We start from the raw sequence: 15,662 nt of genomic DNA, 5'->3' as shown, positions 1-15,662 counted from the left end.
TGATAAATTGTCAGACATACAAAATATTGATGTCCAGCTGTTAAAAGAAGTTGTTGATGCTGTAAATAGAACAACAGAAAGCTTAAAAGAATCTTATGCTCTTTTGCAGAAAAAATTAGAGCATACACAAGGTCTTTTAGATTCTGTGCTTGATAATACAAACTCTGCTATTATTGCTCAGGATAATAAAAACGGCGTGTTTTTAAAAAACAGACGGGCAAAAGAGTTAATAGAAGAGCTTGGTTATGATAAAGTTTTTAGTATATTAAGCTCATTTCATACAACTGGTGTCCATGACTATGATGATGAGGGCAGAAGATATTTCAGGCTCAGTGTCAGTGCATTAAAATCAGAAGATTCTGAAGGCTTTGTATATGTAATGGATGATATTACAAGGCTTAAAAAGTTTGAGCAGGAAAAGCAGAGAAATGAGCGGCTTCGCATCATGGGTGAAATGGCAGCAAATATTGCCCATGAAGTTAGAAATCCGCTTGGCTCTATTGAGCTTTATGCATCACTTTTAGCAAGAGATTTAGAGCAGTATCCTGATAAAAAACGGCTTACAACTTCCATAATAAAAGGTGTCCGCACTATTAATGCTGTGATAAGCAACACTCTGCTTTTTGCAAAAGAAATTAAAATAAATCCATCTAAGCATGTGCTTGTAGATATTGTTGATGAGGTAGTGCTTTATCTGCAGCATATAATAAGAGACAAGAAAGTCAGAGTTGTTAATAAACTTGATGAAGAACACATTGTTTTTTGCGATGAAGATATGTATAAGCAGGTTATAATGAACTTAATAGGCAATGCAGTAGATGCTGTCAGCACAGGTGGAGAAATAATTGTTACATCTGAAATGACAGAAAAGGAAACTGTTTTGCATATTAGAGATAATGGCTGTGGAATAGATGAAGATATGCTTTCCCGTCTTTTTATGCCCTTTCAAACAACAAAAGCAAAAGGCACTGGTTTAGGTCTTTCTATATCATATAAAATTATAAAAGTGCATGGAGGAGACATTACAGCAGAAAGCAATGGTAAAGATTATACAATGTTTACAGTAATACTGCCGTCTGCTGAATATGCGGTATCTGGTGGAGAAAATAATGATTGATAAGAATATTTTAATAGTTGATGATGATGACAATATGCGGGAAGCTATGAAAGAAACTGTATTAAGGCTTGGAGTATCAGTTGATACAGCGGAAAATGGCCGTATTGGGTTTGAAAAAGCAACGAAGAAAGTATATGATTTAATCATAAGCGATATGCGTATGCCTGAAATTGACGGTCTTTCTATGTTTGAAATGTTAAAGGCAACAGGCATAAAAACACCAGTCTGTTTCGTAACAGCTTACGGCTCTGTTACAGGTGCAGTAGAAGCATTAAAAATAGGTGCTTATGACTATATTTTAAAGCCATTTTCACCAGAAGTGATAGAAGAATTAATAAGAAGAACATTTGAGCTTGCAGGAAGCCAGAGCAGTGCAGCAGGAAATGTGCCTTTGGAAGATAACAGTAAAAAAGGCACTGTTTATAAAAGTGCTTATATGGAGCATATTTTTTCGCTGGCAAAAGATGTGGCAGAAAGCGAAGCAACAGTATTAATCACTGGTGAATCAGGAACAGGTAAAGAAGTACTTGCAAGATTTATTCATGAAAATTCAGGCCATGCAAAAGGTCCATTTGTAGCAGTAAACTGTGCTGCAATACCAGAAAACTTAATAGAAAGTGAACTTTTTGGTTATGAAAAAGGAGCATTCACAGGTGCAGTTAATAAAAAAATAGGTAAATTTGAAGCAGCAGACGGCGGCACAATCCTGCTTGATGAAATTGGTGAAATTCCTTTGCATTTACAGGCAAAACTTTTAAGAGTGCTGCAGGAAAGGGAAGTGGAAAGGCTTGGTGCATTAAAGCCTTCTAAAATAAATACAAGGGTGCTTGCTACAACTAATAGAAACTTAAAAGTAATGAGTGAAGAAGGCTCTTTCAGGGAAGATTTATATTACAGGCTTAATGTTATCAGTATGGAGCTTCCGCCATTAAGAGACAGAAAAGAAGATGTGGCAGATTTATCTTTATTTTTTATAAAAAAATATTCAGAAATTAATAAAAAACCAGTGAAACCGCTTTCAGATGATGCTTTAAAAACACTGCAAAGCTATGAATGGCCCGGCAATGTAAGGGAGCTTGAACATACTATTGAAAGAGCAGTTGTTCTTTCAAAAACTACTGAAATTACATCAAAAGATTTATTTCTGCATGGTATAACAATAGCTGGCTTTAAATCAAACCCTAAGGAAGATATAAAAGATATTATAAAAGAAGAAAAGGCAGAAAAAGATGCAAAGGAAGCAAAATATAGTGCAGAAGAACATAAAGTTGATAATGCAGTAGGCAGAACTATTGCAGATGTGGAGCAGGAATTAATACTTAAAACTTTGCAGGATGTATCAGGCAACAGAACAAAAGCAGCTGAAATATTGGGTATAACTGTTAGAACTTTAAGAAACAAATTAAATGAATACCGCGACGCTGGCATTGATGTAGAAGAATATTTAAAATAATAATAAAAAAGTGCGAATATAAGCGACAGCTGCATATTATGCAGAGCTTGAAATATAATGGACTTACAGCATGAAAACTACTGTATGTCATACTGAGTCTGCAAGGCGAAGTATCTTAATAAATTTATATTAAAAAATACATCCTTGTATTTTTTAAAACACGCTCTGCCGAAACAAGTTCGTCTATCGCTCACTTTCAGACGAAGCATCCTGCTTCTTGACTTGTCATAGTGAGAGTTATAGTGTGAAGTATATAAAAAGCAGATGATTTAATATATTATGCATTGCTGTAATATATATAATTTAGATTTTTCGCCTGTTATAACAGGCTCAAAATGACTGATAATGCGAAAACTGTATGTCATACTGAGTCTGCAAGGCGAAGTATCTTAATAAATTTATATTAAAAAATACATCCTTGTATTTTTTAAAACATGCTCTGCCGAAACAAGTTCGTCTATCGCTCACTTTCAGACGAAGCATCCTGCTTCTTGACTTGTCATAGTGAGAGTTATAGGGCGAAGTATATAAAAAGCAGATGATTTAATATATTATGCATTGCTGTAATATATATAATTTAGATTTTTCGCCTGTTATAACAGGCTCAAAATGACTGATAATGCGAAAACAGTATGTCATACTGAGCCTGCAAAGCGAAGTATCTTAATAAATTTATATTAAAAAATACATCCTTGTATTTTTTAAAACACGCTCTGCCGAAATAAGTTCGTCTATCGCTCACTTTTAGATGAAGCATCCTGCTTCTTGACTTGTCATAGTGAGAGTTATAGGGCGAAGTATATAAAAAGCAGATGATTTAATATATTATGCATTACTGTAATATATTATGCATTACTGTAATATATATAATTTAGATTTTTTGCCTGTAAAAAATCAGGCTCAAAATGACTTATAATATAAAATTTTTGGGTAAGTCCAGTATCTTTTTTATATACTAGATTTATCCCCCGTTTTAATTTATTTTAAGGAGTATATACTTGAAAGAAAAACTTACATTAATCATTGATGAAATAGTAAAAGATATGCTGAATAAAGCAGGTGTATCAGAAGAAGTTTCTTTTACACTTGTTATACCAGAAAAAGAAGAACATGGCGATTTTGCATGTAATGCTGCTATGCAGCTTGTGCGTTTTTTAAAGAAAAACCCAAAAATGATAGCAGAAGAAATATGCAGTGCATTAGTTGAAAAAATGAATGGGCAGGTGTCTGTGGAAATTGCAGGTCCCGGATTTATAAATATAAAAACTTCAAAATGCTTTTTTGCTGAAACTGTTATGGATATTATTAACAATAAAAAATATTTTCATAATAATACAGGCAGAAATAAAAAAGCAATGGTAGAGTTTGTTAGTGCAAACCCAACTGGTCCTTTGCATATTGGTCATGGCAGAGGGGCAGCTTATGGTGATTCTGTTGCAAGAGTGCTTTCCATGTCTGGCTACGATGTAACAAGAGAATATTATGTTAATGATGCAGGCAACCAGATGAATAATCTGGCATTAAGTGTATATTCCAGATATGCGGAGCTGCTAGGCAGAGCAGAAGAAGCACCATTTCCAGAAACAGGCTATCATGGAGATTATATAAAAGATATATCAGCAGCTCTTTTAAGGCAAAGAAAAGATATATTAGATATTGATAAAAAAGAAGCATTAGAGTTATGTCTTGAAACAGCTGTGGAAACTATTCAGAAAAATATAGATGATGATTTAAAAGATTTTAGAGTAGAGTTTCACAATTATTTCAGTGAAAAAAGCCTTTATAAACAGGGTTTAATAGATAAAGCACTTGAAAAATTAAGTAAATCTGGTAAAACTTTTGAGCAGGATGGAGCATTATGGCTTAATACTTCCAGTATGGGTGATGATAAAGACAGAGTGTTAAGAAAATCTACTGGAGAATATACTTATTTTACACCAGATATTGCATATCATCAGAATAAATATGACAGAGGATATGAATATTTAGTAGATATATGGGGAGCAGACCACCACGGCTATATTAAAAGAATGCAGAGTGCATTAGAGTGTTTAGACCATGATGTATCTACATTTAAAGTTTCATTAATCCAAATGGTTAATTTAATACAGAATGGTGAAAAAATCAGTATGTCTACAAGAAGTGGCGATTTTATTCCACTTTCATATCTTATAGATGAAGTAGGAATTGATGCAGCAAGATTTTTTTATAATATGAGAAGTCATGACGCTCAGTTTGATTTTGATATAGATTTAGCGAAATCAAAATCAAATGACAACCCAGTATATTATATTCAGTATGCACATGCAAGGGTGCACAGTTTAATTGCAAATGCAGAAGATAAAGGCATAAAATATGAAAGGGGAGCAGGGTTAGAGAAAGCTCTTGGCATTGAAGAAATACAGCTTATAAAAAATATGATAAGGTTAAAATATGTTATTGAGCTTGCAGCAGTCCATTTAGAGCCACACAGAGTTGCTTATCATTTACAGGAGCTTGCAGCAGCATTTCATTCATATTATTACAGTAATAAAATATTAAATCTTGAAGATAAAGATCTTACAACAGGCAGACTTTCATTATGTGAAGCTGTTGCTGTGACTATTAAAACAGGGCTTGAAATATTAGGTGTTTCTGCACCTGAAAAAATGTAGGTGTATTATGACAGAAGAAAATAAAAATTCATTCAGGGATATGATTTTAATTATATTTGTAGTGCTTATATGCTTTGGCATTACAATATATGGCATAGCATATTTAACAGGGAAAGTATTTTCCAGCAGTCCAGAGCCTGAGATTGCTGCTAATGAAAGACCAAAGGAAGTAACAACTAATCCGCAGGAAGGTGATACTTTAACTTTTACATCTATGGGGGAAACTGCTGATGAAGTTATGCCTGATGAAAATAATATCCGCACAACAGTTACACCGCCAAAACAGAATAATACAGAAACAGCAGTGTTATATCAGGATAATATATCACCTATTCCAGCACCAGTATTACAGGAAGAAAAGCCAGTGGAGCCTGCTTCTAAGCAGGTAAAACCGCAGGAAAATAAACAAGTGCAGGAAACCGCTAAACCAAAAGAAACTGTAAAACCAAAAGAAAATACAAATCAGGCAGAGCAGGCAAAACCAAAGCAGGAAACAAAACCTGCACCTGTCAAAGAAACAGTTAAAACTGCACCACCTGCACAGACTGGAGCTTTCGTAGTGCAGCTTGTGGCAGTGCAGTCAAGAGATGCTGCAGAAAAAGAGGCAGCAAAATATAGAAGTAAATACCCAGATGTATTTATAAAACAGGTAAGTATAGATGGCAAAACATGGTATAGAGTTCGTCTTGGTGTAAGTGCTACAAAGGAACAGGCACAGCAGAAAGCAAATAAAGTAGCATCTGAATTTAAAATAAAACCAATTGTTACTAAAAATAACTAAATATATGAAGAAATTTGCAGTATTAATATTTATATTTTTGTCTTTTAGTTCAGCTTATAGTGAAACTGTCCTTTCCAGTGAAAGTATATATTTAATCAATGGAGCACAGGTATTTGTTCTTGATGAAAAATACAAAGACAATATTGACTTATTTTTTAAGGAAGCAAAGTCAAAAGGCATTAATACTGTTTTTTTTAGAGTATTTCATAACAGCAAAGACAGAAGCCATTTGAATATGCCTGTAACATGTGAAAGTGGTGTATATTTTGAAACAAAGTATGCCTGCACAGTCAATAATCTATTAAAAGATATGGTAGATTATGCCCATAAAAATAATATTAAACTTTATGCATGGATGGCAACCCGTTCACTGTCCTTTTTAAAAACAGCAGAGAATATGAGTATGAGTTTAAGTGCAGAGGGCAAAGATGTTACAGGCTATGGTGCAAATATATTTAAGAAAGATGTGCGGGATACTCTGCTTAACCTGTTTGAAGATTTAGCAAAATATGAAATAGACGGAATACTTTTTCAGGATGATTTTATAATAAAATATACAGAAGGCAGTGATAAATATGCGGCTGCACTTTTTAAAGAAGAAACTGGGATAGATGTTAAAAAGGAAAATTTTTTTAAAAGCATAAAGGAATATAATGGCAGGAAAGTTTTTTCAGAATATAAAGATGAGTTTTATGTGTGGGCGGAATGGAAAAGCAGTCAGCTTGCCTTATTATTTAAAGAGTTAAAAGAGAAAGCAAAAACAGTAAATCCTAAAATAAAGTTTGCAGCAAATGTATATTATGAAACACCAGTAGATGAGGCGGCTGCTATGGCATGGTATTCTCAGAAACTATCTACCTTAAAATCAGCAGGTGCAGATTATTTTGCAGTTATGGGCTATTTTGAACAAATAAGCAGTGAGCAGAAACTAGGCAGGGTAGAGACTGCCGCATTTATTGGCAGTATTGCAGAAAATGCTGTAAAAGTTATGGGTAATGAAAAGGCAGTTATAATGAAGCTGCAGTCTAAATCATTTTTAGGTAAAGGTATGCTTTCTTATGATGATTATAAGCTGGTATGCAGGCAGGTAAAACTTGCTGGTAATGTAAGCTATACTGTTGTGCCAGTGTTTGCTTCTGAAGATATTTATGTATGTCCAAAGTAGATAATATAAGATAAAATTTGTCTTTGTTGAAGAAAATGTGATGAAAAATCTTTTAAAATTTATATTATTTATTAATAAATTATCTGTATAGCAATAAAATAAAACACTTTTTTATAAAATATTTCTTGCAAAATTTTAAAAAAGGTTTATTCAATAATAATAACAATAATGTAAAACAGGAGTAGTTTATGAAAGTTGGGGTAATAGGTGGCGGTATTTCAGGTGTATCTCTTGCATTAAAACTTGGTTTATTAAAAGAGCAGGGAAAAGATATAGATATTACACTGCTGGAAGCATCAAATAGATTAGGCGGCACAATAGATTCTGTTCATAAAGAAGGTTATGTTATAGAATCTGGCACAAATGGATTTTTAGACAGCAAACCTTTTACATTAGAGGTATTTGAAGAAGCAGGCTTAAAAAGTAAACTTGTAAGAAGCAATGATAATGCAAGGATTAGATATATTCAAAGATATGGCGCTCTGCAAAGACTGCCTGAGGGTGCTTCTGCATTCCTTTCATCAAAACTTTTAAGTTTTGGCGGAAAAATGCGTTTAGCAAAAGAGTTTTTTGTTCCACAGAAAAAAGACGACAGCGATGAAACTCTGGCACATTTTGCTGAAAGAAGACTAGGCAGAGAAGCACTTGATTATTTAATAGGACCTATGGTATCAGGTGTATTTGCAGGCGACCCAGACAAAATGAGCTTACAATCATGTTTTCCAGTAATATATGATTTAGAGAAAACTTATGGCGGCTTAATAAAAGGTATGTTTAAAAAACCTAAGAAAAAAAGTGGTCCTGCAGGTCCCGGTGGAGCATTAACAAGCTATGAAGGCGGTATGGGGGAAGCTGTAAAAGATTTAGCCCGTGCTGCAGAAAGCAAAGGTGTAAAAATCTATACAGAAAGCCCTGCTGAAAAAGTTATTAAAAAAGATGGCAGATATATTGTAACAAGCAGCAATAAAGAATATGAGTTTGATGTGCTTGCCGTATGTGCTCCAGCTTATGCAGGCGGCAGATTTTTAAAAGAGTTAGATAGTGATTTGGCAGAAACCTTATTAAGTATTCCTTATGCACCAATGTTTGTGGCAGGTTTAGGTTTTAATAGTGAAGATATAGAAGATGATATACACGGCTTTGGTTATCTCATACCTAAAAAAGAAAATATGCGAATATTAGGTGCATTATTTACATCAAGTATGTTTCCTGTGCAGGCACCACAGGGTAAAAAGTTCCTGCGTATTATGGCAGGCGGCGATACAAACCATGAGCTTATGCAAAAAAGCGAAGATGAACTGCTTAAAATATGCTTAGAAGATGTAACAAAAGTATTAGGGGTAAAAAAAGAGCCTTATATGGTGCAGTGTTTTAAAGTAATGAAAGCAATACCACAATATCACACAGGTCATCGTGAGAAAGTTGCAAAAATAGAAGAAATCACTTCAAAATTAGGCAATATTTATATTGGCGGTAATGTGCTTTATGGTATAGGCTTAAATGACTGCACAAAAACAAGTAAGCTGATAGCTGAGAAAATAGCGGAGCGGTTATAAATTTGTGTATATATCAATATGTATTTAATATTAATTAATGCGGTCAGTTTGCATGAGTAAATTATTAAATATAGATGCAGCTATTATTGTGTTTTTTATGCTTATTTTTATTCCACCTGTTGCTTCTGGTTTCGTATTAAGCAAATATGTTTCAGGCAGGATAGTAGAGGAAAAGACAAATAAGCTTTATGGTATAGCTAATACACTTGATAAGTTATTAACTTCTGACTATGATACAATACTTGAAAAATATAATATGCAGAATGCTTCTAAAGAAGATAAAATTAAAGTATTATCAAAAGAGTTATCCCCTGTATCTGATACTGTTGTATCAGGATTTAAAGATACAGGCATAGGCTATTACAGTAAGGAACTTGATGCAATAATAACATATTCTCCATCTGAAAAAATGAACTGGACTATAGGTATGCCTATAAGCAAAAACCACAATGGGCGGGAAGCTATGGCAACTAAACAGTGGATTTCATACAGGGGGGGGGAGTTAGTATGGGGTAATGGAATAGCCGTCTTTTTTCCTATTATAAGAAATAATGAATCTATTGGCTATATATGGGCTGTGGAACTTGATGAGAATATAAATAAAGAATTATTCCCAATGTATGTAAATATTGCCATAGCTGTATCTATTCTCATAGGTATAGGTATTGCAGTTTTCAGTATATTACTATTCAAATATAATGATAAAAAGTATATAAGAAGCTTAAATGATTACATTAAATGTATATCATCAGATAACAGTATCCGACTGCCGCAGATGCAGGGAATATATGGCGAAATTAATAATACAATAAATTTACTTTCCAACCAGTTTATAGAGCAGAAAGAAATAGAAACAAGAATGTTAAAAGCAGAAAATATGCTTGTAGGCAGTTTCATTACTTTAAGCATAGCTCATGAAATAAAAAATCCGCTTATGTCTATAAAAGGTTTTTCAGACCTTATAAAAGAAAGCAGCAGCGACAATTCTATTATAAAATATACAAAAATCATTTCTGATGAAACTGAGCGAATTAATAAATTAATAGGAAATCTGCTTTCTGTATCCAAGAAAAATGATGTAATAAATGAAAAACACTGTATAAATAATTTAATTAACGAATCAGTTTCATTGCTTCTGCCTAATTTTCGCAGGCATAATGTAAGTTACACGATTAAAAGTAGTCAAGATTATTATATAATATGCGACAGTAATAGATTTAAGCAGATTATATTGAATATGCTTCTTAATTCACTATCAGCATTTAATGGCAGAGATAACAATAAAATAGAAATAACATTATCAGATACAGCAGAAAGTGGAATGCTTTCTGTGAGCATTAAAGATAACGGCTGCGGAATACCTGATTATATAATGCAGGATATATTTCAGCCTTTTTGGACAACAAAATCAAACAGCACAGGTCTTGGGCTTTTTATAGTAAAAAGTTTTATAGATTCTATGGGCTGGCAGCTGCATGTATCTTCATTAAAAGATTTATGGACATGTTTTACAATAACTATGCCATATATAAAGGAAGACTAAATGTCATATAAAGTATTAATAGCAGATGATGAGAAAAATATTGTAGATTTGCTGCAGGAGATAGCCATTCAGCTTGGGCTTGAAGTAGTAACTGCATTTGACGGCAGGCAGGCTTTAAATGTATTTGAAGAACAGATGCCTGATTTTGTGCTTATGGATATTTCAATGCCTGTTATGGGTGGTATGCAGGCTATGGAGCTTATGAAGCAAATCAATGCAGGCTGTCCTATTATTTTGATTACAGCATTTGGCACAGTTGATATTGCAATAGAAGCCATACAAAATGGTGCTTTTGAGTATATAGTAAAGCCATCATCACTAAGTGAGATACGAGAAGTAATAGATAAAGTTACATCATATCTTACAATTATAAGAGAACAGGTCCTTCTTCCACAAAATACAAAAAAACTGGTGGGAGTAAGTGCTTCCATGCAGAATATTTTTAAAACTGCTGCAAAAATTGCTAAAACAGATGCAACAGTATTAATAACTGGTGAAAGCGGTAATGGCAAACAGATTATAGCTGAAACTATACATAAGTTAAGCAGCAGACAAGGAAGGTTTGTGCAAATAAACTGTGGCAGTATTCCAGAAAATTTAATGGAAAGCGAGTTATTTGGTTTCAATAAGGGTGCTTTTTCTGGTGCTGTTACTTCCAAAAAAGGCAGGTTTGAGCTTTCTCACAAAGGAAGTTTATTTTTAGATGAAATAGGTGAGCTGCCTAAAAGTATGCAGAGTAAACTTTTACACGCTATTCAAGAAAGAGTTATCACTCCAATAGGAGCCCCTGACAGTATTCCCCTTGATTTGAGAATTATAGCTGCAACAAATAGAAACCTTGATGATATGGTTAATAAAGGATTATTCCGTCTAGACCTTTATCACCGTTTAAAAGTTATACATATACATGTGCCGCCTTTAAGAGAACGCAAAGATGATATAGAGCCGCTTATAAATCATTTTATATCTATGTTTGCAAAAAAATATAATAAACCTTTTCATACTATTGATAAGCAGGTTTTACAGTGGTTTAAAAATTATTCATGGCCGGGAAATATTAGAGAGCTTAAAAACTTAATAGAAAGAATGATACTGCTGGATAACAGTATCACTTATGAGAATATTTTTGCACAGAATATGCATAATAGTTCACAGGCTGATGGAGCTTATTCACTTAATATGCTTATAGAACAGCTTTTAAAGGAAAAAGACTTTACATCAATTATTAAATATTTTGAGAAAAGTGTTATAGAATATACACTTTTAAAATATGGCGGCAATAGAAGCCAATGTTCTAAACATCTAGGTATATCAAGAAGAAATCTACTTTATAAAATAAAAGAATATAACATAGAATAAATTATATCAAAATGTGCATTTATTTGCACAATCCATTATCTCATTTTATAAAATTATCTTTATTATCAAATATTTATATTAACAAATAAGTGGCATTGCACTTGCTCTTTTAGTAAGTATATTATTTTAATAACAGGAGAGGCTGATATGTTTAAAAAATTTACGCATGCTTGTGTTACTTTAGTTCATAAGTATCTGCCAGACCCATTTTTGTTTGCAGTTATACTTACATTAGTGGTGTTTGGAATTACTATGCCTGTAACAAATCAAGGACCATTAGAAGTGGTTTCACACTGGGGTAAAGGTGCATGGGACCTTTTAGGATTTTCAATGCAGATGGCTCTTGTGCTGGTTTTGGGGCAGGCACTTGCAGGAGCACCTCTTTTTAAAAGGCTGCTTTCAACTCTTGCTTCCGTTCCAAAAAGTCCTCAGCAGGCAATTATTCTTGTTACAATCGTTGGTTTGATTGCAAACTGGGTAAACTGGGGTTTTGGATTAGTAATAAGTGCTATATTTGCAAAAGAGCTGGCAAAAAAAGTAAAAGGTGTTGATTATCCACTTTTAATAGCTGCTGCATACTCTACTTTTGTAATATGGCATGCTGGTTTAAGCGGTTCTGTGCCTTTAACTGTTGCAGGCGGTGGAGAAGCCGTAACAAAAGCAACAGGTGGAATAATAACAGAAGCTATTCCTACAAGTCTCACTTTATTTTCATCTTACAACCTTATTATGCTTGCAATTATATTTGTATGTCTGCCTATAATTATGGCTAAAATGATGCCGTCAAAAGATGAAGTTATAGAAATAGACCCTGCTCTTTTAGAAGATGATGAAGACGATAAACCGCTTATAAAATCAGAACATACTCCATCTGAAAAACTTGAAAACAGTATTATAGTAACAATCCTTATATCTCTTATAGGAGTTACATGGATTATTTATTACTTCTATAAAGGCGGTGGTTTAGGTTTAAATATTATCAATATGATATTTTTATTTGCAGGTATTATATTACATAAAAAACCTATCAATTATGTTCGTGCAATAAACCATGCAACAAAAAGTGCTGCTGGTATCATATTACAGTTCCCTTTTTATGCAGGTATTATGGGTATGATGGTAGGAACAAGCCCAGAGGGTGTTTCTCTGGCAGGCTCAATTTCTAACGCATTTGTAAACATTGCCAATGCAGATACTTTCCCTATACTCACATTTTTATCCGCAGGTATTGTAAATGTCTTTGTTCCATCAGGTGGTGGACAGTGGGCAGTGCAGGCTCCTATCATGATGCCTGCTGCTAAAGAGCTTGGGGTAGATTACTCTGTTACAGCTATGGCTATCGCATGGGGTGATGCATGGACAAATATGATACAGCCGTTTTGGGCACTGCCTGCATTAGGAATTGCTGGATTAGGTGCAAGGGATATTATGGGATACTGTATTATAACCCTTATCTTTGTAGGTTTGGTTGTATGCGGTGGTTTTTTCTTGTTAACTTAAAAAATATTTTATGAGGTGATAAAATGAGAGATGTATATTTAGTTGCGGCATGCCGCACTCCAATAGGTAATTTTAATGGTGGCTTAGCACCTTTGAGAGCACATGAATTAGGCTCTATTGCAATAAAAGAAGCATTAAACAGAGCAGGCATTAAACCTGAGCAGGTAGATGAAGTAATATTTGGCAATGTTTTACAGGCAGGTGAAAAACAAGGTCCTGCAAGGCAGGCATCTATTAATGCAGGTATTCCTGTTGAAACACCAGCTTATTCTATAAACATTTTATGCGGTTCAGGTCTGAAATCTGTTATTTTAGCAGCTCAAAGCATAATGCTTGGTGAAAGTGATATTATTGTGGCAGGTGGTATGGAAAGTATGACTAATGCTCCTTACAGCCTTGATAAAGCAAGAAGTGGCTACCGTATGGGACACGGCACATTAAATGATACTATGATAAGCGACGGCTTAACAGATGCTTTTAATGATTATCACATGGGTATTACTGCTGAAAATTTAGCTGAAAAATATAGTCTTTCTATGGAAGAACAAAATCAATTTGCTCTTTCAAGCCAGCATAAAGCCCAAAAAGCTATTGAAGAAGGCAGATTTAATGATGAAATAGTGCCAGTAACTATTAAAACGAGAAAAGGCGATGTTGTAATAGATAAAGATGAGTTTCCAAGAAAAGATGCTACTATTGAAGGGCTTTCAAAACTGAAACCAGCATTTAAAAAAGAAGGCACTGTAACAGCAGGCAATGCATCAGGCATAAATGACGGAGCTGCTGCAATAGTTTTAGCAAGCGAAGAAGCAGTTAAAAAATATGGTTTGAAACCTGTTGCAAAATATGTTTCTTCAGCAACAGCAGGGGTGGAGCCATCTATTATGGGTATAGGACCTGTGCCTGCAGTTAAAAAAGCATTAGATAAAGGTGGCTTGAAACTTTCAGATATAGGGCTTATAGAAGCAAATGAAGCTTTTGCTGCTCAGTCATTAAGTGTAGGAAAAGAGCTGGGATTTAATGCGGAAATATTAAATGTAAATGGTGGAGCAATCGCTTTGGGACACCCTATTGGTGCAAGCGGTGCCAGAATATTAACAACTCTGCTTTATGAAATGAAAAGAAGAAATACGGATAAAGGGCTTGCTACTTTATGTGTAGGCGGTGGCATGGGCGTTGCTCTTATAGTAGAGCTTGTAAAATAAATATGGAGTATTTTTATGAAAAATAAAATAATTTCAATAGAAGAAGCTGCAAATATGCTTAAAAGCGGTATGACTTTAATGGCTGGCGGTTTTCTTGGTGTGGGCGGTCCTAATAAGATTATGGATGTTATTGCAGAAAAAGATATAAAAGATTTAACTCTTATTGCAAATGATACTGCTTTTATAGATACAGGTATAGGCAAACTTGTTGCAAAGAAAATGCTTAAAAAAGTTATAGCATCCCATATAGGCACAAATAAAGAAACAGGAAACCAAATGAATTCAGGCGAGCTTGAAGTGGAGCTTTCGCCGCAAGGCACTTTGGCAGAGCGTGTAAGAGCAGGCGGATATGGACTTGGCGGCATTTTAACACCAACAGGGATAGATACCGTAGTTGAAGAAGGCAAACAGATTATTGAATCAGACGGTAAAAAATATATTCTTGAAAAGCCTTTAAAAGCAGAAATAGCATATCTTAAAGGTGCAAAAGCAGATAAAGACGGAAATATATTCTGTGCTAAATCAACTAAAAATTTCAATGCACTTATGGCATTTGCTGCTGATGTTGTAGTTGTGGAAGTAGAAGAAATCATGGAAAGTGGCAATTTAGACCCAGAAATAATAACAATACCTTGTGTATTGGTAGATTATTTAGTTAAAGCATAGGAAGTGTATTATGGACGCAAAAACAATTATAGCAAAGAGAGTAGCAAAAGAAATAAAAGATGGCGATTTTATAAATTTAGGAATAGGCATTCCTACTATGGTAGTTAATTATATCCCATCTGATATGAAAGTTGTTCTTCATTCAGAAAACGGGTTTATAGGGTTAGGACCTACTCCAGAGCCAGATAAAGCAGATAAAGACATAAGCAATGCGGGTGGTCAGCCTGCTTCTATTGTTCCGGGTGGTATGTTTTTTGACAGTGCATTTTCATTTGGACTTGTAAGAGGCGGTCATCTTGATGCAACAGTGTTAGGTGCATTACAGGTTGACAGCGAAGGCAATCTTGCAAACTGGAATATTCCGGGCAAAATGGTTCCGGGTATGGGTGGTGCTATGGATTTAGTTGTAGGTGCCAAAAAAGTTATTTTAGCAATGGAACATACTGCAAAAGGAAATCCTAAAATACTTCCTAAATGCACATTGCCATTGACAGCTTCTGAATGTGTTGATATGATAGTTACAGAGATGGCTGTTTTTAAAATAGAAAACAAAAAAATGACGCTTATTGAGCATGCGGAAAATGTTACGCTGGAAGATATAAAAGCTGTTACTACGGCAGAATATTCTGTATCTCCTGATTTAAAAGTAATGGAGCTTTAATT

The 15,662-nt window shown here is 34.2% G+C and carries 12 protein-coding genes; all 12 read left to right on the top strand.

Annotation, left to right across the window (positions count from 1 at the left end):
• Window positions 1–7: 7 nt before the first annotated feature.
• The 12 genes from N508_RS05660 (at window position 8) to N508_RS05605 (ending at window position 15,660) form a co-directional block, all read left to right on the top strand.
• A complete protein-coding gene (locus tag N508_RS05660; protein WP_023275436.1) occupies window positions 8–1,117 on the top strand; it encodes a sensor histidine kinase in 1,110 nt (369 codons plus the stop codon).
• The gene (locus tag N508_RS05655) at window positions 1,110–2,570 is read left to right on the top strand and encodes a sigma-54-dependent transcriptional regulator (protein ID WP_023275435.1); all 1,461 of its coding nucleotides are present in this window, start codon (window positions 1,110–1,112) and stop codon (window positions 2,568–2,570) included. Before N508_RS05660 ends, N508_RS05655 begins: the two co-directional genes overlap by 8 nt.
• Before the next feature lie 998 nt (window positions 2,571–3,568).
• The gene (gene argS, locus N508_RS05650; protein ID WP_023275434.1) at window positions 3,569–5,224 is read left to right on the top strand and encodes an arginine--tRNA ligase; all 1,656 of its coding nucleotides are present in this window, start codon (window positions 3,569–3,571) and stop codon (window positions 5,222–5,224) included.
• 7 nt (window positions 5,225–5,231) lie between these two features.
• The gene (locus tag N508_RS05645; protein WP_023275433.1) at window positions 5,232–6,005 is read left to right on the top strand and encodes an SPOR domain-containing protein; all 774 of its coding nucleotides are present in this window, start codon (window positions 5,232–5,234) and stop codon (window positions 6,003–6,005) included.
• A gap of 4 nt (window positions 6,006–6,009) precedes the next feature.
• Complete coding sequence (locus N508_RS05640; protein WP_023275432.1) at window positions 6,010–7,170, top strand: poly-beta-1,6-N-acetyl-D-glucosamine N-deacetylase PgaB; 1,161 nt, start codon at window positions 6,010–6,012, stop codon at window positions 7,168–7,170.
• Window positions 7,171–7,358: 188 nt separating this feature from the next.
• Window positions 7,359–8,726, top strand: a complete 1,368-nt coding sequence (gene hemG, locus N508_RS05635; RefSeq protein WP_023275431.1) for a protoporphyrinogen oxidase — start codon at window positions 7,359–7,361, stop codon at window positions 8,724–8,726.
• Window positions 8,727–8,778: 52 nt separating this feature from the next.
• A complete protein-coding gene (locus N508_RS05630; protein WP_023275430.1) occupies window positions 8,779–10,269 on the top strand; it encodes an ATP-binding protein in 1,491 nt (496 codons plus the stop codon).
• Window positions 10,270–11,628 carry a sigma-54-dependent transcriptional regulator gene (locus N508_RS05625; protein WP_023275429.1) on the top strand — a complete coding sequence of 453 codons (1,359 nt, stop codon included), beginning with the start codon at window positions 10,270–10,272 and terminating at the stop codon, window positions 11,626–11,628. It begins immediately after the preceding gene.
• Between the two features lie 147 nt (window positions 11,629–11,775).
• Window positions 11,776–13,128, top strand: a complete 1,353-nt coding sequence (locus N508_RS05620; RefSeq protein ID WP_023275428.1) for a TIGR00366 family protein — start codon at window positions 11,776–11,778, stop codon at window positions 13,126–13,128.
• 23 nt (window positions 13,129–13,151) lie between these two features.
• Window positions 13,152–14,333, top strand: coding sequence for an acetyl-CoA C-acetyltransferase (locus N508_RS05615; protein ID WP_023275427.1), 1,182 nt, complete (start codon window positions 13,152–13,154; stop codon window positions 14,331–14,333).
• A gap of 15 nt (window positions 14,334–14,348) precedes the next feature.
• On the top strand, window positions 14,349–14,999 hold the full coding sequence (locus tag N508_RS05610; protein ID WP_023275426.1) for a 3-oxoacid CoA-transferase subunit A: 651 nt from the start codon (window positions 14,349–14,351) through the stop codon (window positions 14,997–14,999).
• 10 nt (window positions 15,000–15,009) lie between these two features.
• Window positions 15,010–15,660 carry a 3-oxoacid CoA-transferase subunit B gene (locus N508_RS05605; protein ID WP_023275425.1) on the top strand — a complete coding sequence of 217 codons (651 nt, stop codon included), beginning with the start codon at window positions 15,010–15,012 and terminating at the stop codon, window positions 15,658–15,660.
• Window positions 15,661–15,662 lie beyond the last annotated feature (2 nt).

Source organism: Mucispirillum schaedleri ASF457, from assembly GCF_000487995.2.
GTDB classification, from domain to species: Bacteria; Chrysiogenota; Deferribacteres; order Deferribacterales; family Mucispirillaceae; genus Mucispirillum; species Mucispirillum schaedleri.
This window is presented reverse-complemented; position numbering and strand designations above follow the sequence as displayed.

Bases quoted from the DNA above. Each gene is read 5' to 3' on its own strand.
- N508_RS05640 (WP_023275432.1), top strand. From the start codon at position 6,010: ATGAAGAAATTTGCAGTATTAATATTTATATTTTTGTCTTTTAGTTCA.
- N508_RS05605 (WP_023275425.1), top strand. From the start codon at position 15,010: ATGGACGCAAAAACAATTATAGCAAAGAGAGTAGCAAAAGAAATAAAA.
- N508_RS05645 (WP_023275433.1), top strand. From the start codon at position 5,232: ATGACAGAAGAAAATAAAAATTCATTCAGGGATATGATTTTAATTATA.
- N508_RS05615 (WP_023275427.1), top strand. From the start codon at position 13,152: ATGAGAGATGTATATTTAGTTGCGGCATGCCGCACTCCAATAGGTAAT.
- N508_RS05620 (WP_023275428.1), top strand. From the start codon at position 11,776: ATGTTTAAAAAATTTACGCATGCTTGTGTTACTTTAGTTCATAAGTAT.
- N508_RS05630 (WP_023275430.1), top strand. From the start codon at position 8,779: ATGAGTAAATTATTAAATATAGATGCAGCTATTATTGTGTTTTTTATG.
- hemG (WP_023275431.1), top strand. From the start codon at position 7,359: ATGAAAGTTGGGGTAATAGGTGGCGGTATTTCAGGTGTATCTCTTGCA.
- N508_RS05625 (WP_023275429.1), top strand. From the start codon at position 10,270: ATGTCATATAAAGTATTAATAGCAGATGATGAGAAAAATATTGTAGAT.
- N508_RS05655 (WP_023275435.1), top strand. From the start codon at position 1,110: ATGATTGATAAGAATATTTTAATAGTTGATGATGATGACAATATGCGG.
- N508_RS05610 (WP_023275426.1), top strand. From the start codon at position 14,349: ATGAAAAATAAAATAATTTCAATAGAAGAAGCTGCAAATATGCTTAAA.